Below are 20,873 nucleotides of genomic sequence, written 5' to 3'. Positions count from 1 at the left end.
AAAGGAGTTACCCCCATGACTTACAAGCGCTTGAACAAAGATGACGCGGTGGTGCTGTTGGTGGATCACCAGACCGGCCTGATCTCCCTGGTGCAGGATTTCTCCCCCAACGAATTCAAGAACAACGTACTGGCCCTGGCCGACGTGGCGAAGTTCTTCAACCTGCCGACCATCCTGACCACCAGTTTTGAAGGCGGTCCTAACGGCCCACTGGTGCCAGAGCTCAAGGCACTCTTCCCGGACGCGCCGTACATCGCCCGCCCTGGCCAGATCAACGCCTGGGACAACGAAGATTTCGTCAAGGCCGTCAAGGCTACCGGCCGCAAGCAGATCATCATTGCCGGTGTGGTGACGGATGTGTGCGTAGCGTTCCCGACCCTGTGCGCCCTCGACGAAGGCTTCGAGGTGTTCGTGGTCACCGACGCCTCCGGCACCTTCAACGAAACCGTGCAACAAGCCGCCTGGGCGCGTATGACCGCCGCCGGTGCGCAACTGGTGAACTGGTTCGCCGTGGCCTGCGAGCTGCAAGTGGACTGGCGCAACGACATGGAAGGCCTGGCCAACCTGCTGTCGCCGCGCATCCCCAACTACCGCAACCTGATGAACAGCTACTCGGCGTTCACGGCCAAGTAAGCTGTTCTCAAGCCTGTAGGTAATCCCTTGTGGGAGGGGGCTTGCCCCCGATTGCGGTGTGTCAGTCTGAATATTTTTGACTGATCCACTGCTATCGGGGGCAAGCCCCCTCCCACATTTGATTTGTGGTGTTGCGACCATCCAGTTATAAATCAGCCCATCGTCCACCGAGAAGCGACAATGAACCCCTTCGAAGACATGCGCCTGTTTTGCCAGGTCATGGAATCCGGCAGCTTCACCGCCGCCGCCGAACAGTTGGGCCTGTCCAAGCAATTCGTCAGCCGCCGCCTGATCCAGCTGGAAGACCGCCTCGGCGTGCGCCTGCTCAACCGTTCCACACGCCGCCTGGATGTCACGCCCCTGGGCCAGAGTTACTACGAATCCGCCTTGCGCCTGCTCGGTGAAGTCGAGCAAGTGGAGCAGGGCATCGCCGGCCAGAACAGCGAACCACGCGGCACCCTGCGCCTCAGCGCACCGTTGTCGTTTGCCATGGCCCACCTCGGTTGCCTGCTGCCGCTGTTTTTGCAGCGCCATCCGCTGGTCTCGGTGGAGGTTGATCTCAGCGACCGTCCCGTGGACCTGATTGGCGAAGGCTACGACCTGGTGCTGCGGATCGGCACCCTGGAAGATTCCACCCTGATCGCCCGCCGTATCGCCAGCATCCCCCGTGTGTATTGCGCCAGTCCCGACTATCTGGCCCTGCGTGGCACCCCGCAAAAACCCGAGGACCTCGCCGAGCACGACTGCCTGCCCTACGGCCATGGCCGCCAGGTGCAATGGCGCTTCAAGGGCAAGTTGCAGGCCCTGCATGTCAGCGGCCGCATGCGCGTGAACAACGGCGACCTGCTGCGCGACACCGCCATCGCCGGGCTGGGCGTGACCTACTTGCCGACCTTTATCGTCGGCGACGCCTTGAAGGACGGGCGCCTGGTCACCGTCCTCGATGACTTTGCCCCCGAAGCCCTGACCCTGTCGGCGGTGTATCCCCAGCACCGGCAAAGCTCACGGCCGGTGCAGGCGCTGGTGGAGTTTTTGCGCGAACGCCTGGCTAGCGGCTGTTGAACAGCTGGCGGATAAGGTTTGGGGTGCTGCCGGTCCAGCGCTTGAACGAACGTCGGAAGTTCGCTGCATCGTTGAAGTTCAGGTACGCCGCCACTTCATCATTGCTGTAGCCCTTGACCTGGTAAAGGTGCAACGCCACCTGCTTGCGCACCCGGTCCACCTGCTGCTGAAAACCGGTGTCGTGCTTGTGCAACTTGCGCTTGAGGGTCGCCGGGCTCATGGCGAAGGCCTGGGCCGCCTGTTCCAGGCTGGGCGGCTGGCGCACCTGGTCGCGCAGGTACTCGTAGAGGCAGTCGAGAAAACTGCCGGCAAAGCCCAACTGTTCGATCTGCTCGCGGGCTTGCCGACGCGCAACCTGGCCGGCCGTGGCCGAGGCACCAGGCCAGGCACGGGTAAGGTATTCGCGCGGGATAGTCATCATGTCCAGCGGGCGCTCGAAGCGCGTGTCTTCGCCCAGGTGCACCCAGTACTGCTCGATATAACGCGGTTCGGCATGGCTGAAGCTGCACGCCCACGGCAGGCGCTCGCCGCTGAGCCATTGGCTCATGGCAACCAGCGAGGTCATGCTGGCTTCCAGCAGAAAGCGCCAATGTTCGCCGGCGCCGCAACTGTCCAGCCAGTACAGGTAGGCGTGGTGCTCATCCAGCTCCAGTTGCAGGGTGGCCAACGGGCTGAGCAGCACCTGTTGCTGGATCAGGATCTCCAGGGCCTGGTGCAGGTTCTGCGCATGGCCAAGGGCGTGGCTGGCGGCGCCGTAATAGCCGGGTAGCAGGCGCTGGCCAAACAGGAAGCTGCTGTCGTCGGCGTCCAATAACTTGCGACTGTTGCCGATCAAACCGAAAAACTGCTGCGGGCTCAGCTGCGCGGTGCCGGCCAGGATGTCCTCGTGAAACAGCCCGGTGCCGCGCAGCAGGCGATGGCTGTCGATGTCGCGGGACAAGGCCAGGTCGATCAGCGTGGCGGGTTGGTAATGCCCGGGGATGAAGCGGCTGTCGGCTTCATACCAGCTGGTTTTCACGGCCATCTCAGGCACTTTTCGCAAGCGGTTGTTTGGCCCTGGCCAACGCCAGGTTCAGGCGCTTGAGCAAGTCCTGGGGCGGTTCTTCAAGCGCCATGACCACGGCGGTGGTCGCGGCCAGTTGCAGGCGTTCGCCTTGTTGCCGGGTCTTGTGGGCCAGGCCGCGCACCGCTTGCTGCAACTCCAGCGCCAGCTCCTTGGCCTGGCGTTCGCCGGTGTTGGGCAGCAGCACCACAAAACGGTCGCCGGCCAGGCGGCACAGCAGGTCCTGGCGGCGCAGGTTGAGCAGCAGCAAATGGCTGAGGGCCTGCAACACCGCGTCGCCTTCGGCATGCCCGTAGGCCTGGTTGATGGCGGCGAAGTTGTCCAGGTCCAGGGCCAGCAGCGACAGCGGTTGTTGCTGGTCGCGGCTGTCTTGCAGGCTGTCGGCCAACTGGCGCTTGAGGTAATCGGCGCCGGCCAGCGGCGTGAGTTTGTCGAACAGCCGATGCTCACGGAACAGTCGCTCGCGTTTTTCCATCTGCGCGCTGATCGCCAGTTGTTCGCGGTGCCAGTGGTAGATGCCGATGGTCAGCAGGATCATGCCCACCGGCATCGGTCCGGACTCGAGCCAATGGTCCCAGGTGATGCTGTCGGGCAGGCGGATAAATTCGTCGAGGCTGTCGATCCACCAGGAGAAAAAGATGCATGCCAGGCCCAGCGCCAGGTAATTGGTGACGCGCCCGGCGGGGCGGCTTTTGAGCACCAGGCCCAGCCACACCAGGGCGAGCAGGGCGGAACCGCCTTCGCCGAAAATATCCAGCCACACCCATTCGCTGACGCTTTTCAATTCGCCACAGGCCAGGTGCAGGATCAACCCGAGGTTGGCGGCGATCAGCAGCAACGAGAGCTTCCAGCGGTGGGGCTTGAGCACGGAAAACATGGCCGCGGGTCCTTGGGAAAATGAGCGATGGGCGCCAGCACAGCAGATGGATGTGACCGTTGGATGACGGTGGGGGTGGGTCGAATCAGCTCATCTCAAACACACTGGAGATCAAAAAATGTGGGAGGGGGCTTGCCCCCGATGCATAAGTATCTACACATCTTGAGCCGAGCCCCCTGTGTAGCAGCTGTCGAGCCTTGGCGAGGCTGCGTCGGCGGTGTGTCAGACGCGCCGCAAACGCAGCCTCGCCAAGGCTCGACAGCTGCTACGCGTTATCCTACTGAAGTTGTGTAGATACTTATGCCCCGATGGCGGTGTATCAGTCGACAGATAGGCCAGCTGACCCACCGCTATCGGGGGCAAGCCCTCTCCCACAGGGGATCTCCACAGGTCATATCAGCTCATTCCACGTCCGGGTTCGGGCAAAACCCCCGGTTTACGGGGCTTCGCGCCGACCCCTGTCACAGAACGGTCATCCCCCACCCCTAGCTTGCCCTCCCAGTTGCCGGGCCTCTTGCCTGGCGCCAACGGATTCTTGGGGAGGATTGCATGTACAAGCGCACCAGGCTCGTCAGCTTTACGCTTACCGCCTTGGCCCTGGCGATGGCCAGTGAACGGTTGAGCGCCGCCGAAGCGAGCGCCACCGAGCACGTCGAAGTGGTCGGCCAGGCTGCCGCTATGGACCAGGCGCTCAAGGAGCAGCGCAGCGCCGACAGCATCAAGAGCGTGGTGCATGCCGACGGCGTGGCCCAGTTGCCGGATGAAAACGTCGCCGAAGCGGTGCAGCGCCTGCCGGGCATCAGTGTCGAGCGCGACCAGGGCGAAGGGCGTTTTGTCAGCGTGCGTGGCCTGGGCCCGGACCTCAACAGCGTGACCATCAACGGCACCCTGGTGCCCGCCCCGGAAAGCGCGCGCCGCGCCGTGGCCCTCGATGTGCTGCCCTCGGAGCTGGTGCAGTCGCTGTCGGTGATCAAGACCCTCACCCCGGACATGGACGCCAACTCCCTCGGCGGCACCGTCGACGTGCAAAGCCTCTCGGCCTTCGACCATAAAGGTTTGTTCTACACCGGCAGCACCGAAGCCAGCTACGACAAGAACACGAGCCAGACCAGCCCGAAATTCTCCGGCGCCGCCAGTAACCGTTTCAGCCTCGGCGACGGCATCGACAACTTCGGCGTCGCCGCCGCCCTCAGTTGGCAAAAGCGTGACTTCGGCTCGGACAACGTCGAAACCGGCGGCGCCTGGGACTTCACCGACGGCGCCCGGCTCAACGAGTTCGAACAGCGCGACTACGACATCAGCCGCGAACGCGCCGGCGGTGGCCTGAACTTCGACTACAAGCCCGATGACCTCAGCAGCTACTACCTGCGCACCCTCTACAGCCGCTACACCGACACCGAAACCCGCAACTCCACCAGCATCGAGTTTGCCGACCCCCAGGCCCCAGGCCAACTGGGCGATGCCGAGGGCAAGCGCAAGCTTAAAAACCGTGAGGAAACCCAGGAAATCCAATCCTATGTGTTCGGCGGCGAACGCATGCTCGGCCTCTGGACCCTCAGCGGCCAGGCCGGCTACAGCCAGTCCAGCGAAGACAGCCCGGCGCATATCGCAGGCGCCACCTTCGACGGCGGTGACTTTGCCAACAGCGGTTTCTACGACAAGGACAAGCCCCGCCCGATCATCGGCAGCGGCTTCTACGACGCGAGCAACTTCAGCCTCGACAAAGTCGACTGGGAAAAACAGAACACCAAGGACACCGAGAAAAACCTGCGCCTGGACCTGGCCCGCGACTACGACCTGAGCGGTTATGCGTCCCAGGTCAAGTTCGGTGGCAAGGTCAGCCGCCGCAACAAGGACAACGACCTGGAAGCCTGGGTCTACGAAGACTTCGACACCCTCGGTTTCACCGCCGACCAACTCAACCTCACCCGGTTCCAGAAGGGCAGCGTCGACTATCGCCTGGGCAACTACGGCCCCGGCATCAGCCCCAGCGCCATCAAGCAGCTGATCGGCAGCCTCAACCCGGCGGACTTCTATGACGAGACCGAATCGCGGGTCAACGACTTCACCATCCGCGAAGACATCAACGCCGGCTACCTGATGAACACCATCGATGTCGACGACTGGCGCTTTATCGCCGGCCTGCGCTACGAAGGCACCGAGTTCGAAGCCAAGGGCACTGGCGCCACCGATGGCGTGTTCACGGCCACCGAGACCAAGCGCCGCTATCACCATTGGCTGCCGGGCCTGCATGCGCGCTATCAGATCGACAAGAACACCCAGGTGCGCGCGGCCTGGACCAAGTCGGTGGTGCGCCCGACGTTCGGCCAGCTGGCGCCGGGTTTCGTGATCGACGATGACGAAGCCACCTTCGGCAACCCGGACCTCAAACCGCTGGAGTCGAGCAACCTCGACCTGGGCATCGAGCACTTCATGGGCCGTGCCGGGACCGTGTCGGCGTTCGTGTTCTACAAGGACATCAAGAACTTCGTCTACAACACCGACCTCTCCGGTACCGGCGCCTGGACCAACTTCGCCGAGGCCCACACCTACGCCAACGGCGACAGCGCCAAGCTCTACGGGCTGGAACTGGCCTACTCACAGAAGTTCGACTGGCTGCCCGCACCGTGGAACGGTTTGCTGATCGGCGCCAACAGCACCTTCAGCCGCTCCAGCGCCGATATCGAAGGTTTCGACGCCGCCAGCGGCACCAATCGCAAGCGCAATATCAGCCTGCCCAACCAGTCGGACACCGTCGGCAACCTGATGCTCGGCTGGGAAGACGACAAGCTCAGCCTGCGCCTCTCGGCCAACTACAAATCGGCCTACCTGTATGAACTGGCCTCGATCAACGACAAGGCCCACGACCTGCACGTCGACGCGCAGACCTTCGTCGACTTCAGCGCGCGCTACTCGCTGACCAAGAACCTGCAAGTCAGCTTCGAGGCCCAGAACCTCACCGATGAGTCGTACTTCGTCTACACCGGCCACCGCAGCTACAACGGCCAATACGAAGAGTACGGCCCCACCTACAAAGTGGGCCTGACCTTCACCCATTTCTAACGCACACCTAGATTCCAATGTGAGAGGGGGCTTGCCCCCGATAGCGGTGGATCAGTGAACGATTCATCAACTGACACACCCTTATCGGGGGCAAACCCCCTCCCACATTGGATCTCCATTGTTTTCGAAGGATTTGTTTGTTCATGAGAATTTCCAAGCTGTACCTGCTGATCGCCCTGGTCACCAGCGGCCATGCGTTCGCCGCCGACCTGGCGCTGACCCCGTGGGCACCCAGCCTGAAGGCCGAAGCCGTGGCCTTCCTGCCCAACGCCACCGAGCGCGTGGCCGCCAGCACCCGCGACGGCCTGCAACTGCTCGACAGCAAGGGCGCCGAGCTGGCGCGTTTCAACGGTAACTTCAGCAGCCTCGACACCCGCGCCGCAGGTACCCAGGTGCTGGTCGCCAGCCTCGACAACGACCGCCAACAGGCGTTGCTGATCAGCCTGGACAGCGCCAGCAAAAACTGGGGCAAGCCGCTGTACCTGCCGACCCGCGACTACCCGGTGAATGGCCTGTGCCTGTACCGCGACGCCGCGGCCAACCTGTTTGTCTTCCTGGTGGGCGAAGAGGGCAAGGGCGAGCAATGGCTGGTGGGCAACGGCTCGACGCTGCTCACCGAAGCCCAGCGTGTACGCGGTGTACCGCTGCCGCCGTCGGCGCAGTTCTGCCAGGTGGACGACGCCACCCAGCAGTTGGTGGTGAATGAAGAGAATGTCGGCTGGTGGGCCTACCCGGCGCATCCGGAAGCTGATGTGAAACGCACGCCGGTGGCGCTGTTCGACACTCCCAAGCGCGAAGCCGGGGCCATGGCGCTGGTGCCGGGTGGCATGGTTGCGTTGGACCCGAAGACCGCCCGGTTGCACCTGTTCCAGCAAACCGGCGAGCGCTGGCTGGAGCAATCGAGCCTGGGCCTGCCGGGCCTGAAAGAGCCGGAACAATTGGCGATCACTGGCCGCCAGTTGCTGGTGCGCGATGACGACAGCGGCAAGCTTTACCAGGCCAGGCTCGACTGGCAGGCCACGCCCGTCGCGGCGGCGCCGGTGCTGCCGGAAGTCGCGGCCTTGCGCCAGAGCGACCCGGTCGGCCGCCAGGGCGATGCGGCGGATGACCCGGCGATCTGGATTCACCCCGAAACACCGGCCAAAAGCCGTGTGCTCGGCACCAACAAGAAACAGGGCCTGCTCGCCTACGACCTCGACGGCAAGCTGTTGCAGGAACTGGCAGTGGGGCGCCTGAACAATGTGGACGTCCGTCCCCGTTTCAAGCTCGGCCAGCAAACGGTCGACATGGCCGTGGCGAGCAATCGCGATCACAACAGCCTGAGCCTGTTCAGCATCGACCGTCAGAGCGGCGAGCTGCGTGAGGTCGGTGAAGTGCCCACGCCGCTCAAGGAAATCTATGGCATTTGCCTGTTCCAGCCCGCCAGCGGCGAAATCTACGCGATTGCCAACGGCAAGGACGGCACCTTCCTGCAATACCGCCTCAGCGCGCCGGACGGCCGTGTGCACGGCGAGCTGGTGCGCCAGTTCAAGGTCGACAGCCAACCCGAAGGCTGCGTGGCCGACGACCAGCGCCAGCGCCTGTTTATCGGTGAGGAAGACGTCGGCGTGTGGACGGTGGATGCGCGCGCCGATCAACCGGCGACGCTGACCAGCGTGATCAAGGTCGGCCCGCAGCTGCATGCGGATGTCGAGGGCCTGGCGCTGTACCAGAGCGATAAGCATGACTACCTGGTGATCTCCAGCCAAGGCAATGACAGCTATCTGGTGGTGGATGCCGAACCGCCGTTCGCCGTGCACGGCGGCTTCCGCGTCGGCTTGAACGCCGCCGCCGGTATCGACGGCGCGTCGGAAACCGATGGCCTGGAAGTCACCGCCATCAACCTCGGCGGGCCATGGAGCCAAGGCATGCTGGTGGTGCAGGACGGACGCAAGCGCATGCCCGAGCAAACCCAGAACTTCAAGTTCGTGCCCTGGGCCGAGGTCACCCGCGCATTGAAATTGCCGTGAACCGTCATCAACCGGTCATCACTTTTTAATCGAATGGGAGATTCACTATGCACGCGACGATGGAACATATGACGATCTGGGGACTGATCAGCGACGCCAGCCTGTTGGTCAAGGCTGTCATGGTCACCTTGCTGTTGGCGTCCTTGCTCAGCTGGTACCTGATTATCCAGCGCGGCAGTGTCCTGCGCCGCCTGGAGCGTCAGTTAAACGGTTTTGTGCAGCGCTTTCGCGCCGCGCCGGATTTGCAGGCGCTGTCCCGTGAGATCCAACAGGCGGGCGAGGGCGGCATTGCGCCGATCTTTATCGCCGGGGTCCAGGAATACCAGCACCTGCACGGTCATGATCCGGCGGTGCTCGAAGGCGTGGAGCGGGCCTTGCAGGTGGCGATCACCGAGCAGGAAATCGAGCTGGAAAAGGGCCTGCAATTTCTGGCGACCGTGGGTTCGGTCAGCCCGTACATCGGCCTGTTCGGCACGGTGTGGGGCATCATGAATTCCTTTATCGGCCTTTCCCAGGTGCAACAGGCCACGTTGTCCACCGTAGCGCCGGGCATCGCCGAAGCCTTGATCGCCACGGCTATCGGCCTGTTTTCAGCGATCCCGGCGGTGATCGCCTACAACCGCTTCGCGGCGCGCGGCCAGACCCTGCTCACCCGTTACTACGCGTTTGGCAATGAGCTGCAAGTGCGCCTGCACCGCACCCTGCGCGGTACGTCGATCAACCTGGCCGTGGCCGCCTGAAAGGAGCAACTCCCATGTTAGTCAGGCCGCAACGCAAGCACGGGCCCAAGGCCGAGATGAACGTGGTGCCGTATATCGACGTGATGCTGGTGCTGCTGGTGATCTTCATGGTCACCGCGCCGATGCTGACCCAGGGCGTGAAGATCGACCTGCCCAAGGTCGCCGCCGAGGCGTTGGCCACCGACACCCGCCAGCAGATCCTTACGCTGTCGGTAAAGGCCGACGGTGGCTACTACTGGAACCTTGGCGGCGAACTCGATACCCAACACCAGACCGACAGTGCCGTGAGCCTGGATGAAATGGGTGCCAAGGTCATGCAGGTGGTGGCGGCGCGCAACGACACCCAGGTCTACATCCGTGCCGACGACAACGCCGGTTACGGCCGTGTGGTCGCGGCCATGGCGGTGTTGCAGAAGGGTGGGGTCAGCAACCTGGGGCTGGTGACCGAGGCCCCGCAATGACGGCGATGATCATGCACAGTCCCACACTGACGATGGCGCCCCGGGATGCTTCCGGGTTGTGGAGAAACAGCCTCGCCGCCAGCCTGGCGGTGGCGCTGCACGTGGGCGTGCTGGCCGCGTTGATGCTCGGCTGGTCGACGCAAAAGCCGGTGGTGGATGCCCCGCGTGTGATGCACACGCAGTTGGTCATGCTGCCGCCTGCGCCAGCACCCGAGCCTGAGCCGGTGATGGCCGCACCCGCACCGTCGGAGCCGCTGGTGGTACCGGTACCGGTACCGGCAAAGCCCACGGTCGACCCGCAGATCCAGGCGCAAAAACTCGAGAAAGCCGCCTTGGCGCGTAAACGCGTCGAAGACAAGAAACTCGAGCAGCAGGAACGCCTGGCCACCGAACAACGCAACCGCGAGCTGGAACAACAACGCCTCAATCAGCAACGCCTGGCCGCTGAAAAAGCCCGGGCTGCCACACCCGCGCCAGCCCCTGCACCGGCCTTCGACAGCCGCCAATACCAACCCCTGAGCAAGGAGGCACCGGACTATCCCGAGCGCGCCCTGGACAAGAACATCGAAGGCGACTGCACCTTGGAGTACAGCGTCAACACCCAAGGCCGCGTGGAAAACCCCAAGGTGCTGGACGGCTGCCACCCATTGTTTATCCGGCCTTCACTGGCGGCGGCGAACACCTTTCGCTACCAGCCGAGGATCGTTGATGGCAAGGCCGTGGCCGTGCCGGCGGTGCGCAACACCTTCCACTACCGCATCAAATGATATTTTCCAACTGACACAAGACCCATGTGGGAGGGGGCAAGCCCGCTCGCCACAGTTACAGTGTTCCTCCTTAACTGACCGGCATAAGGGCTTGCCCCCTGCCACATTTTTGAACGGCGTCAGGCGTTAGCCAGATTCGCCAGTGCGATCCCTGAAACGTAGCGCTCCAGATTCGCCAAAAACGTATCGGCAATCTCGTTGCGGCTATTGGTCGAAATCGCTGACGTATGCGGCGACAACCGCACCCGTGGGTGGCTGTACAACGGGTGCCCATCCGGCAATGGCTCCGGCTCGGTCACGTCGAGTGATGCCAGGCCGACCTGGCCGTTATCCAGCGCCTTCAGCAACGCCTCCTGATCGAGCAAACCGCCACGCGCGATGTTGATCAGGTGCAGCCCCGGCTTGGCGCTGCCCAGCACATCGCGGTTGATGATATGCCGCGTGGCGTCGGTCAGTGGCGCTGCCACCACCAAGTGGTCGGCGCGGGCAAACAGGTCGTGGATGTCGTTGGCGGGCTGCACTCCTGCGCCGAACGGTGCCTGGCTCTGACGCAGGGCCACAACGTTGATGCCCAGGCCCAGGGCTTTTTGCGCCAGGCTTTCACCAATCGCACCAAAGCCGAGGATGCCCAGGGTGGTGCCCTTGAGTGGGCGCAGGGCGGTGAAATTCCATTGCGAGTCCTTCACCCAGATGTCCGGCAAATGCTTGGCTGCGGCAAAGATCGCCGCCAGGGCGAACTCGGCGAGGTTGTCGGCGGCGCTGCCCCGGGAGGTGGTCACCGGCGGGCCGTTGAACAGCCATTGCGGGTAGAAGTCGATGCCCGATGAGACCAAATGCACCCATTGCGCGCCGTAGGGCCAGCCCGGTGGCGGGGTGTCCGGGGCGGTGTAGCCGCGCACGTTGATCGGGCGCAGCAGCAGGATATTCGCCTGGGGCGGCAGGTCGCTCGGCACGCCCGCCGGCACGCCGATCACCTGGGCTCCGGGGTGGATCGCAGTGAGGCGTGCGCGGATCACGTCGTTGTAGTCTTCGTCCAACTGGCTGGCAATAATCACCTGAGTCATGTGCGTTCCTTCTGGCGTTGGGCGAACACGGCTTTACCGACACCTTGCAGCACCGCATCGTTCTGCGGGGTATGCACGCGACTGCACAGCACATCGCGGTAGTGGCGTTGCAGCGGGCTATGGCGTGACAGACCGGGGTTGCCGGAGGCCTCGATGGCCAGTTCCACGGCGCGGATCGCGTTGTGGGTGACCAGGTACTTCAACTGCGCGGCGTTGGCGGCCGGGGTGTGGCCGTCGGCGGCGGCGTCGAGCAGGCTGCGGTTGGCGAACAGCAGCGTGTCGATATGCCCGACGGTTTCCTGGAAACGCGGCAATGTCGACAACGCCGCACCGAGGTTGGACGGCTGGCGTTCTTCCAGCCAGTTCACCAACCAGTCCCGCGCGGCCTGGGCCACGGCGTCATACACCGAGGACAGCAGCACCGACATCCACAGGAACCCGTCGGCATCCAGCTCCGGTTGCGGCGCGCTCCAGGGGCTGACGCTGACGGCGTGGTCCAGCGGCACCAGTACGTTGTCGAGCAGCACTTCATGGCTGCAGGTAGCGCGCATGCCGAGGTGGTCCCAGGTGTCGATGATGCTCACGCCGGGGCTGTCCTTGGGCACCAGCCAGGCGCCCACCAGCGGGTCGGTGTCATCGCTGCGCGCCCATACGCTGAACCAGCTCAGGCCATGGCTGCCGGTGGAGTAGATCTTGCGCCCGCTGATGCGCCAACCCTCAGCGGTGCGCACGGCGGTGGTCGCCGGCAGCCCGCCACGGGCCGGGGTGCCGAGGTCGGGTTCGACGCGCAGGGCGTTGATCAATGCGCCGTTGCGCACCGCGTCCTCGGCCACTTGTGTACGCAGATGGGGCGGCCAGGTCTTGCTGTCTTGCAGGCGGGTATGTTGCAGGTATTGCATCACCAGGATCAGTGCGGTAGACGGTTCGCCCTTGGCAATTGCACTGATCGCCTTGCGCGCCTGCGGCAGGCTGGCACCGCCGCCACCGAGGGCTTTGGGCACGGTGAGGGCGACCAGGCCGTGGTCATGCAGCCGCTGGAAGTTGGCGTGGGGGAAGGCGCCGCTCTCGTCATACAGGTGCGCGGTGCCGGCCAGCTCGGTGCTCAAGTATTCGAGCAGGGCATCGAAATCGACAACGTTCACAGTGCGTAGAGACGATTGAGTCATCAGTATGTGCTCGGTCAAAAATGTGGGAGGGGCGGTGCGACGATTCGACTTGCTCCCGATTGCGGTGTGTCAGTCAATCCATCTGTGACAGGCCTACCGCAATCGGGAGCAAGCCCCCTCCCACCGGGGATAGTGTTCAGGCCAGGGCCTTTTCGCGGGCTTCGATCACGCTGTAACGGTTGGCCGGCACGTCCAGGCCGAGGTTGTCGCGCAGGGTGTGGCCCGTGTATTCGCTACGGAACAGGCCCCGCTGTTGCAGCACCGGCACCACCAGTTCGGTGAAGTACTGCAAGCCGTCCGGCAGCACCGAGTTGATGATGAAACCATCGCTGGCGCCGCGCTCGAACCAGGTCTGGATCGCATCGGCGACTTGCTCCGGGGTGCCGACAAAATCACGCTTGGGCCGCGAGAAGCGCAGCGCCACTTCACGCAGGGTCAGGCCTTCGTCCTTGGCCAGTTGCTTGATGCGGTCGGAGCCGCCTTTCTGGCTGTTGGCGCCCAGGTCGCCGAGTTCCGGGAAGGGCGCGTCCAGCGGGTACTGGCTGAAGTCGTGGTCGTTGAACGGGCGGCCGAGGGCGACGATGGCATCTTCCACGGTGACCAGCTCCACGGCCTGCTGGTAGCGGCTTTCCACTTCGGCCTCGTCGCGGCCGACAATCGGGCGGATGCCCGGCAGGATCGACAGGCTGTCGGCGTCGCGGCCAAAGCCTTTGGCGCGGCGTTTGAGGTCCTGGGTGTAGGCCAGGCCTTCTTCGATGCTTTCCACATGCACGAAGATGGCGTCCGAGTTCTGCGCCGCAAAGTTACGCCCGTCCTCGGAGGTGCCCGCCTGGAAAATCACCGGTTGGCCCTGGCGCGAGCGCGCAATGTTCAGCGGGCCTTTGACCGAGAAAAACTCGCCCTTGTGGTTCAACGCGTGCAGCTTGCCCGGGGTAAAGAATTCGCCGCTTTGCTTGTTGTAGGCAAAGGCGTCGTCTTCCCAGGAATCCCACAGGCCTTTGACCGTGTTCAGGTGCTCCTTGGCGATGCGGTAGCGCACGGCGTGGGGTGGGTGTTCGGCTTTACCGAAGTTGTCGGCGGTGCCGCTGAGCCACGAGGTCACCACGTTCCAGCCGGCGCGACCGCCGCTGATATGGTCCAGGGACGCGAACTGGCGCGCCACCTGGTAGGGCTCGGTGTAGCTGACGGTCACGGTGGCCACCAGGCCGATGTGTGTGGTCAGCGCGGCCAGGGCCGAGAGGATGGTCAGCGGCTCGAAGCGGTTGAGGTAATGCGGGCTGGACTTGGCGTGGATGTGCAGGCTGTCGGCGATGAACACGAAGTCGAACTTGGCCGCTTCGGCGAGTTCGGTCTGTTGCTTGTAGAAGCCGAAATTCGTACTGGCGTCGGGTTGCGCCTGCGGATGGCGCCATTCGCCCCAGCCGTGGCCGACGCCATGGACCATCGCTCCCAGTTTCAAATGGCGTGGCTTCGATTGATGTGGCTTGCTCATGTTCTGCTCCTTAGCGCGATGCTTGGTTGAGGGGGGCACGCTTGGCGTTAAAACTCTTGTCGAAGCCCTGGGACACGTCGATGTGGCGGGGCAGCAGGCCTTCTTGTTGGTAGGTGTCGGCGGTGGCTTGCAGGCCACTGATCACACTGTCGTCAATCAGCACCGGGCTCAGGTGGGTCTCCTTGGCCACAGCCACATGTACGGCCAGCGGCAGCCCGGTGATTTTGGTCTGGGCGGCGGCGTACTCGTTGGGGTGCGTATTGGCCCAGGCGTAGGCGCGGTCGACGCGGGCGACAAAGTCGTCCAGCTGCGTACGCTTGTCGGCGATGGCCTGGCGGGTGGCGGCGAGGTACAGGTGGTTGCTCAACAACGTGTTGCCGCTGGCCACGATCCGCGCTTGGCTTTGGGAGGTGACCACGGTGGTGTAGGGGTCCCAGGTCGACCAGGCGTCGACGGTGCCGTTATCCAGTACCAGGCGCGACTCGCTGGGCAGCAGGAAAATGAACTGCACATCCTTTGTGGTCAGGCCGGCCGTGGCCAGGGCCTTGATCGCCAGGTAGTGCCCGATGGACCCACGCCCGGTGGCGATTTTCTTGCCCTTGAGGTCGGCCACCGTCTTGATCGGCGAATCCTTGGGCACCAGCAGGGCGGTGGTGTTACGCCCTTCGGCGTGAATGATGCTGACCACCTTGAGCGAGGCGCCCGCGCCGAGGGCAAACACGTAGGGCGCATCGCCCAGCGCGCCAATATCCACGGCCCCGGCATTCAAGGCTTCGCCCAGGGGCGAGGCGGACGGGAACTCCGACCACTGGATTTCATAGGGCACGTTTTTACTTTCACCGGAGACTTCCAGCAGCGTCTTGATCGTCGATTTCTGATTGGCCACCCGCAGCGGTTGCAGGTCGGCGGCGTGGGCGCTGGTGGCCAGGCCAAGGGCCAGGGAGGTGGCCAGGAGCAGGTGTTTGAACGGAGTGGAAAAGACCATGGGATGCAGGCTCCAGGCAGATCGATAAAGGGTTCGGCTACCTCCGCCTGGAGAAGGGGTCGGTGAGAGGAGTTCACGTTATTCCCATAAAAACCTATTGTGAAGGTCTTTTTGGTTATATGTTAATTATTAAAATAATTGATTATTTTCATATTAATTATTCATTAATTGCATCTGAATGTGGCGTCTCAGGAGCTTTCCTACGATTTTCTCGGAAAGTCTCACCTGAGCAAGGACACAATCGCGTGATTTGATCCTGGTCTTTTCAGACACGGATCGTTACGCATGACTGACACGCTGTGGGCCGCCCGCGAGGGTGATGCGCTTGTGCACAGTTCAATGCTCGCCGACGTGTTAGGCGGCGTCCTGGAGATTGCCGCCAACGTAGCCGTGACGGCCTTGGCGACAGCCGCTGTTGTTGCCGCAGCGGGCTTCACCGTGACAACGGGCGGCCTCGGCTGCGTTGTACTGGGCGCCGTCGTGGGTGTGGTGGTCGGCGTCGGCATGAGCCAGACCGGCGCGGATAAAGGCCTCTCACGATTATGTGAGTCTTTTGCCAATGCTTTTTTCCCTCCGGTCATCGACGCATTCATCAGCAGCGGCTCGCCCAACGTCTTCATCAACGCTAAACCCGCCGCGCGGGCGGCCGGCAAACTTTCGGATGTCATCGCGGCCCCAGGGGGGGAGCCGTCTTATCTGGATATCGCCGAAGGCTTTTTCTCTCAGTTATGGCGCCCTACGGTGGCTGCCTCAGTGGCAGGCGCCGTGCCTTGTCCGGCCGATAAAGTCGACTGCAATAAACACCCGCCAATGCCGGAACAGTTCCTGGCCGAAGGTTCCAGCACGGTGTTCATCAACGGCCAGCCCGCCGTGCGCAGTGGAGACCGGAGCACCTGCGAAGCCAAGGTCGCAAATGTACAGATTTCGCCGAATGTGATCATCGGTGGCGCGCCCGTGGTGGTGCGTGAGATTCGCAGCGGCAAGACGCCGGGCGTGGGGTTGGCGGTGACGGCGTTGCTGACGTTGCGCGGCGGGGGCGCGAAGTTCTTCAGCAAGTTGCCGTGCATGGCGGTGGGCGGGCTGGTGTCGTGGGGCAGCAGCCAGGTAAGTAATGCGATGACCGCTGCGGTCGCGGGTTCGCCCAACCCGGTGCACAGCGCCACGGGCGCGAAGATCCTCGACGGTGAAGACGACCTGGACTTCGCTTTGCCAGGACTGCTGCCGATCGAGTGGCAGCGCTATTACTGCAGTCGAGATGAACGTCGTGACGGTCTGTTCGGCGCCAGTTGGAGCGTGGTTTATGAAGCCCGCGTCGACATTGGCGTGCATCCCGAAGGGGGTGAACGACTGGTCTACACCGATGAGCAGGCTCGCCAGATCGACATGGGCGTGATCCCGCTGGGTGGTGCGGTGTTCAGCGCCGGAGAGGGGTTGAGCGTGCGGCGCCATAGCAACGGCCAGTTGCTGATTGAAAGTGTCGACGGGCGCTATCGGTTGTTCGAACCAACGCCAGGCAATTCGTCGCACCTGCGCCTGAGTCAGTTGGGGGATCGCAATGACAACCGCCTCTTGCTTGACTATGACGCCCAAGGCCGCCTGAGCCAGTTACGCGATCCCTTCAACGATGTGCGAATCGAACTGGGCTACAGCCAGCAATGGTCAGGCCGGGTCGAGCAGATTGATCGCTTGTACACCGACCACAGTCGCGAAATCCTTGCCAGCTATGGCTATGACGCTGATGGCAACCTGGCTGAAGTTCGCGACGCTGCCGGGCATGTACATCGCCGTTTCGCCTATGACAACGGCCAGCGCATGGTCGAACACCAACGGCCCACCGGGCTACGTTGTTTTTACCAATGGGGCTGTGTGGACGACCGCGAATGGCGCGTGGTCCGACACTGGACCGACGAGGGCGACGACTACCAGTTCGACTATGACCTACACGCCGGAACCACGCGGATTACCGATGGCTTGCAACGGGTCAGCACCCGCCATTGGAACGCTCAGTACCAGATCACCGCGTATACCGACAGCCTCGGTCAAACCTGGCAGTTTGAATGGAATGACGAGCGCCAGTTGCTCGGTGCCACCGACCCCCAGGACGGTCAATGGAAGTTCGGTTACGACGCCTCCGGCAATCTGTGCGAGACGCAAGATCCGTTGGGGCGCGCTGAATCCACGGTGTGGCTGGAGCATTGGTCGCTGCCTTTGGTGGAGACCGATGCCGCCGGCCAAGCCTGGCAGTATCAGTACGACCCGCGTGGCAACTGTGTCAGCGAAACCGATCCGCTGGGGCAGGTCACCCGCTACCGTCATGATGCGTTTGCCCAGGTAGTCGAAATCACCGACACCACCGGAAAAAATAGCCGCCAGCGTTGGAATGAAGCCGGGCAGTTGATTGAGTACGTCGATTGTTCGGGCTATCCCACACGCTTCGAGTACGACCGTCGGGGCCACTTGCACGTCGTGATCGATGCTGCGGGTGAGCGGCAGCGCTATCAACACGACAGCCAGGGCCGCCTGCTGCAAACCGAAAGGCCGTATGGGCATATCGAGCATTATCTGCGCGACACCTGCGGCCAGTTGATCGCCTACACCGATGCAGCCGGCCAGATCACCCGCTACCAATACGACCGCCGTGGGCAGGTCCGACAGCGCGTCGATGCCCAAGGCCGACAGATCGAATTCCGTCACGACGCCTACGGCCGCCTGCAAACCCTGACCAATGAAAACGGCGAGCGCTACCGCTTCGCCTGGGACCAGGGCGACCGACTCACCCAACAGCAAGGCCTCGATGGCAGCGCGCGGCGCTATGCCTACGATGCGCGGGATAACCTGGCAGCGATCGAATACGTGCCCGTGAACGAGGGCTCTTCTATCGTGCATCGCCTGGAGCGCGATGCAGCCGGGCGCTTGCGGGCGAAAGTGACCGATGATGGTCGCACCGACTACACCTACGACCCCCTGGACCAACTCACCAGCGTCACCTTCACCGGCAACGACCAGACCACCCAGACCTTGGCCTTCGTCTACGATCCACTTGGCCAACTGCTCACCGAACACAGCGCTGCGGGCAGCCTGAACCACCACTACGACGAACTCGGCAACCTGATCCAGACGCAACTGCCCGACGGTCGCTGGCTCAATCGCCTGTACTACGGCAGCGGCCACCTGCACCAGCTCAACCTCGACGGCCACGTCATCAGCGACTTCGAACGCGACCGCCTGCACCGCGAAGTGCTGCGCACCCAAGGGCAGATCACCACCCGCAGCGAGTTCGACCGCTGCGGCCGATTACGCTCGCGTAAACGTAGCCCAACAGGCCAACCCCGGCAGCTGCCGCCCTCCCAACAAAAAACCTTCGAATACGACCCGGCCGACAACCTGATCGGCCGCCTGGAAGACGGCCGACGCCAACTGCTGCACTACGACGCGACCGGTCGAATTATCGCTACCCAGGACAACACGCAAGGTCAGCAGGAAACCTTCGCCTACGATGCTGCCGCCAATTTGCTGGATGGGCCCCAGGCTGGCGCCGGATTAGTGAGGCACAACCAGTTGCTGACCTATCAGGACAAGCGCTACCGCTACGACGGGTTTGGTCGGCTGATCGAAAAACGTAGCACCCTCCGAGGCTTGCAACGCTTCGTCTACGACGCCGAACACCGTCTGATCGAAGTGCATAGCCAGAAAAACGGGCGAGAAACGCGGGTAAAAATGCGCTATGACCCACTCGGCCGACGCATCAGTAAAGTCGAATACGACAGTCACGCTTATCCGCAGAGCGAAACCCGCTTCGACTGGGACGGCCTGCGCCTGTTGCAGGAACATCGGCATAGCCAGACCAGCCTCTACCTCTATGAAGACGACGGCTACGCGCCGCTTGCCCGAGTCGACGGAAAGGGCGAACACCAGCGCGTGCGCTATTACCACAACGACCTGAACGGGCTGCCGGAACAGCTGACGGAAGCCGACGGGCGCAACGTGTGGCGCGCGACTTATCGGGTGTGGGGCAACACGCTGGAGGAGGTGCGCGAGCCTTACTACATTGAAGAGCAGAATCTGCGGTTTCAGGGGCAGTATCTGGATCGGGAAACGGGGCTGCACTTCAATACATTCAGGTTTTATGACCCGGATGCGGGGCGGTTTACGACGCCGGATCCGGTTGGGTTGGCGGGGGGAGTTAATCTATACCTGTACGCAACTAATCCATACGGCTGGATAGATCCGCTGGGATGGAGTTGTACTTCGTCGATAAACCGACGTATCAACCATTTGAAAAAACAGGGATACCAAGACCACCATATACTGAGTGATAAACACGGCAGCACGAAAAATCATCCGTTGCTCAAACTGGCGGGATTTGACTTGCAAAGCAGACAAAACAAAATATTCCTGCCTAATAAAACCCAAGCTGTTGCTGACGGGCGACGATCAATCCATCAAGGTCGCCATGCGGGCAGAGTCAACCAGAGTCTTGGAAGTAAAATGGACCAGGTGGAGAAATTTGGCAAACAAAACGGTTGGAGTCAGGCCCAATACCGCACTGCCCTGGAAAAAATAGTGCTCAATGAACGCCAATTGCTACGCTCAGGCGAAAGACAGCTAAATAAAATTGCACGCTTTGGTGCTCATTATAATTAGGAGAATCGGAAGTGATCTTGAGTTGGAAAGCACCTATCTATTACAACGAAAAACTGATTGGTTCATATGCAGCCGAACATGGATCATATGAAACTGTGGGCTCGAATTTTGATTATTTATCTCTGCTGGTCGGCAAACCTTATCCAGCCGGCATGGATAAACCCGAAGTGTTTTTCTCATGTTCGAAGAGAAAAGTCCTAGATTATGATTGCTTATGGTTGTTGGGCGACATCCCGTTGGTAAGCCCCCGACTGGCGGACTTCCTTGTCCAGAGCGCAGGTCTGGACGTCGAACTGTTGACGCCGAAGAGTATTACCGCCGACGGAGAGGACATCGGCGAAATTTATTACATTATGAATGCAGTTGAAGCGATAAGAGCAATTGATCACAGCAAGTCAGTAGCAGAGTTATCTGAGGAAGGGTCAATACTCTACTTCAACGAAATTTGGCTTCATGACAATGCCGTCGGAATGCGTGCAATAGCTCGCGAGTATGATTCGGGAGACCTTTTGATTTCCCAGGAGCTAGCCGACTCCATGATCCAAAATAAATTCAAAGGAGATAATGGACTAGGCTTTTACATTGTGAACCGTTTATTTAACCCCTATAAAAAACAAGCTTGATCCGGTAGGCGATTAGATCGATGAAATACTCTTATCGGATAAAGGGGCAACACGCTGGAGGAGGTGCGCGAGCCTTACTACATTGAAGAGCAGAATCTGTAGTGGTCTAATGAAACCGGACACCCATTTAGGCGAGAATGCTCGCCAGAACGAGGTGTCAGATGACCAAACAACGCCGTACCTTTTCCCCTGAATTCAAACGCGAGGCTGCCGACCTCGTTCTC

15 protein-coding genes are annotated in these 20,873 nt (G+C 62.0%); 9 read left to right on the top strand and 6 right to left on the bottom strand.

What is annotated here, in order from left to right:
- Window positions 1-15: 15 nt before the first annotated feature.
- Together ycaC and FIV39_RS28265 are read left to right on the top strand one after the other, a co-directional pair.
- Window positions 16-633, top strand: coding sequence for an isochorismate family cysteine hydrolase YcaC (gene ycaC, locus FIV39_RS28270; RefSeq protein WP_027607149.1), 618 nt, complete (start codon window positions 16-18; stop codon window positions 631-633).
- 180 nt (window positions 634-813) lie between these two features.
- Window positions 814-1,695 (top strand): LysR family transcriptional regulator, encoded by an 882-nt coding sequence (locus FIV39_RS28265; RefSeq protein WP_090403186.1) that lies wholly within the window; start codon window positions 814-816, stop codon window positions 1,693-1,695.
- On the opposite strand, the gene FIV39_RS28260 is transcribed toward FIV39_RS28265, so the two are convergent.
- Together FIV39_RS28260 and FIV39_RS28255 are read right to left on the bottom strand one after the other, a co-directional pair.
- Window positions 1,682-2,719: an AraC family transcriptional regulator gene (locus tag FIV39_RS28260; RefSeq protein WP_090403188.1), complete on the bottom strand. Its 1,038-nt coding sequence runs from the start codon at window positions 2,717-2,719 to the stop codon at window positions 1,682-1,684. The two genes, FIV39_RS28265 and FIV39_RS28260, sit on opposite strands and share 14 nt — an antisense overlap.
- A 1-nt stretch (window position 2,720) precedes the next feature.
- Window positions 2,721-3,635, bottom strand: coding sequence for a GGDEF domain-containing protein (locus FIV39_RS28255; RefSeq protein ID WP_090403190.1), 915 nt, complete (start codon window positions 3,633-3,635; stop codon window positions 2,721-2,723).
- Window positions 3,636-4,184: 549 nt separating this feature from the next.
- Here FIV39_RS28255 and FIV39_RS28250 point away from each other — a divergent pair.
- The 5 genes from FIV39_RS28250 to FIV39_RS28230 all read left to right on the top strand — a co-directional run bounded on the left by FIV39_RS28250 (window position 4,185) and on the right by FIV39_RS28230 (window position 10,675).
- On the top strand, window positions 4,185-6,698 hold the full coding sequence (locus tag FIV39_RS28250; protein WP_090403192.1) for a TonB-dependent receptor: 2,514 nt from the start codon (window positions 4,185-4,187) through the stop codon (window positions 6,696-6,698).
- 143 nt (window positions 6,699-6,841) lie between these two features.
- Window positions 6,842-8,707: a phytase gene (locus FIV39_RS28245; RefSeq protein ID WP_090403194.1), complete on the top strand. Its 1,866-nt coding sequence runs from the start codon at window positions 6,842-6,844 to the stop codon at window positions 8,705-8,707.
- Between the two features lie 47 nt (window positions 8,708-8,754).
- Window positions 8,755-9,447, top strand: a complete 693-nt coding sequence (gene tolQ / locus FIV39_RS28240; RefSeq protein ID WP_090403196.1) for a protein TolQ — start codon at window positions 8,755-8,757, stop codon at window positions 9,445-9,447.
- A gap of 14 nt (window positions 9,448-9,461) precedes the next feature.
- Window positions 9,462-9,908 (top strand): protein TolR, encoded by a 447-nt coding sequence (tolR, locus tag FIV39_RS28235; protein WP_090403198.1) that lies wholly within the window; start codon window positions 9,462-9,464, stop codon window positions 9,906-9,908.
- Complete coding sequence (locus FIV39_RS28230; RefSeq protein ID WP_090403200.1) at window positions 9,905-10,675, top strand: energy transducer TonB; 771 nt, start codon at window positions 9,905-9,907, stop codon at window positions 10,673-10,675. Before tolR ends, FIV39_RS28230 begins: the two co-directional genes overlap by 4 nt.
- 119 nt (window positions 10,676-10,794) lie before the next feature.
- Here FIV39_RS28230 and FIV39_RS28225 read toward each other — a convergent pair whose 3' ends face one another.
- The 4 genes from FIV39_RS28225 to FIV39_RS28210 all read right to left on the bottom strand — a co-directional run bounded on the left by FIV39_RS28225 (window position 10,795) and on the right by FIV39_RS28210 (window position 15,382).
- Window positions 10,795-11,739, bottom strand: coding sequence for a D-isomer specific 2-hydroxyacid dehydrogenase family protein (locus FIV39_RS28225; RefSeq protein WP_090403203.1), 945 nt, complete (start codon window positions 11,737-11,739; stop codon window positions 10,795-10,797).
- Complete coding sequence (locus tag FIV39_RS28220) at window positions 11,736-12,905, bottom strand: acyl-CoA dehydrogenase family protein (protein ID WP_090403206.1); 1,170 nt, start codon at window positions 12,903-12,905, stop codon at window positions 11,736-11,738. Before FIV39_RS28220 ends, FIV39_RS28225 begins: the two co-directional genes overlap by 4 nt.
- Window positions 12,906-13,041: 136 nt before the next feature.
- On the bottom strand, window positions 13,042-14,397 hold the full coding sequence (locus tag FIV39_RS28215) for an LLM class flavin-dependent oxidoreductase (protein ID WP_090403208.1): 1,356 nt from the start codon (window positions 14,395-14,397) through the stop codon (window positions 13,042-13,044).
- Between the two features lie 10 nt (window positions 14,398-14,407).
- Window positions 14,408-15,382, bottom strand: a complete 975-nt coding sequence (locus tag FIV39_RS28210; protein WP_090403210.1) for an ABC transporter substrate-binding protein — start codon at window positions 15,380-15,382, stop codon at window positions 14,408-14,410.
- Between the two features lie 285 nt (window positions 15,383-15,667).
- Between FIV39_RS28210 and FIV39_RS28205 the strand changes: the two genes are divergently transcribed.
- The gene (locus tag FIV39_RS28205) at window positions 15,668-20,026 is read left to right on the top strand and encodes an RHS repeat-associated core domain-containing protein (protein ID WP_090403213.1); all 4,359 of its coding nucleotides are present in this window, start codon (window positions 15,668-15,670) and stop codon (window positions 20,024-20,026) included.
- 11 nt (window positions 20,027-20,037) lie between these two features.
- Window positions 20,038-20,649 carry an imm11 family protein gene (locus FIV39_RS28200; RefSeq protein WP_090403217.1) on the top strand — a complete coding sequence of 204 codons (612 nt, stop codon included), beginning with the start codon at window positions 20,038-20,040 and terminating at the stop codon, window positions 20,647-20,649.
- Window positions 20,650-20,873 lie beyond the last annotated feature (224 nt).

Source organism: Pseudomonas grimontii (assembly GCF_007858185.1).
GTDB classification, from domain to species: domain Bacteria; phylum Pseudomonadota; class Gammaproteobacteria; order Pseudomonadales; family Pseudomonadaceae; genus Aquipseudomonas; species Aquipseudomonas grimontii.
Note: the sequence above shows the minus strand (reverse complement) of the source record. Positions and strands in the feature narration are given on the sequence as shown.